Origin of the sequence: Paraburkholderia sp. (assembly GCF_049581445.1) — a bacterium.
Classification (GTDB): Bacteria; Pseudomonadota; Gammaproteobacteria; order Burkholderiales; family Burkholderiaceae; genus Paraburkholderia.
Genome location: NZ_JBAURZ010000159.1, coordinates 1 through 1608 on the forward strand (window position 1 = coordinate 1; position 1608 = coordinate 1608).

Sequence of the window (1608 nt, forward strand, 5' to 3'; positions counted from 1 at the left end):
GGCTAGCCGCGCGCTGGCGCAGCTCCTGCGGCTCGCGGCCCGCAGCCTGACCGAGCCCGATGCCACGTGCGACGCGCTCGGTGCGTGTCTGCGCGAGGGGGACGAGCAGATCCGGTCGTGGCTGAAACTTTCTGTTGTCGATGGATCGTCGGCGCATGCCGATGTTACCGCGCTGCGGCAAGCCGTGTCGTCGACGTTTGCGATCCTGGTCGCGGCCGATCTGGCAGCCCGCGAGTCCTCGGGCCGGCTGCCGGCAGCATTCATCGGGCCGATCGCCGACACACTGGAGGAGATGGCCAGGATATTCGAGGCCGGCGGCTATCCGGTCGACATCGAGCTTAGCCTGCCCGCCACGACAGAACTCAAGCCGATCGCGCGGGTTGTGGCCGAGAGCCTGCACGATGCGATCAACCACTTTGCCGTAGTTCAAGCCGAGACCGCAGCGGAAATCCCGCCACCGGCCGCCGGCAAACGAGGTGGTTTCTTCCTGCCTGATGCATTCACAAATCCCGACCACGTCCGTTACGCGTTGAAGAGCACTGCAGCGGCGATGTTCTGCTATCTGCTTTATTCACAGATCAACTGGCCGGGTATCCACACCTGCTTCATCACGGTCTACATCGTATCGCTTGGGTCCACCGCCGAGACGGTCGAGAAGATGACGCTGCGGATCACCGGGTGTCTGGTAGGCGCGCTCGTCGGTACCGCGGCAATCGTGTTCGTGACACCCATGATCACGTCCGTCGTATCGTTGATGGGCGTCGTGCTTGTGGGTGCATGGCTGGCGGCGTGGGTCGCTTTCGGTTCGCCGCGTATTGGTTATGCCGGCTTCCAGATCGCCTTCGCATTCTTCCTTTGCGTGATCCAGGGCGCCGCACCCGCCTTCGATCTGACCGTTGCGCGGGATCGTACGATCGGGATCCTGCTCGGCAACGTGGTCGTCTATCTGGTCTTCACTCGCGTGTGGCCCGTTAGTGTTGCCGGACGGGTCGACGGCGCACTCACTGCCCTGCAACAGCATTGGCAACGGCTCACGACGCTGCCCCATACCGACACGCGTCGGGTGCAGGCCGCAAGCGCGATGGCTCAGCGCGGCGCGCTGGAACAGGACCTCGCGTTGATGCATTACGAGCCGTCGTGGGTACGCCCGGAACCGCAGTGGATCGCCGAGCGCCGCTACACGTTAGCCAGACTCGGCGCGCTCGAAGGTCCGATATTCCTGCTCGCCGAACGACGGCCGGGCGATCCGGCAATCGACAACTGGCTCAGACGGCTTAACGGCAATTCCCCGCCACTGCCGGCCGAACCGGGCGCCACGGTCGCGACGCCGCCGTCCGAGCCAACGCCGCGTTTGCAGGATGCGGCAACCGACGATCCACGAGCCGCGTTGCTGCATCTCGGCGAAGCACGCCTCACCCAACTTGAACACGCCGCGTCGGACGACGGCGCGAAGGACCTCACGACTCATGCCCCGGCTTAACCCTCCTTTCGCACTAGCGATCCTCGCTGCGGCGGGTTTGGCTGGATGCGCCACGTCGTCCCTGGACATGGCGCCGGACAGCCCCGAGCGTCCATGGCAACCGCACACGGACGCGGCCGGCGCTATCG

The 1608-nt window shown here is 65.2% G+C and carries 1 protein-coding gene; it reads left to right on the plus strand.

The features are described from left to right. A partial coding sequence (locus WCA85_RS14720; protein ID WP_424065030.1) for an FUSC family protein occupies positions 1 to 1480 on the plus strand: 1480 nt, incomplete at its 5' end. Positions 1481 to 1608 lie beyond the last annotated feature (128 nt).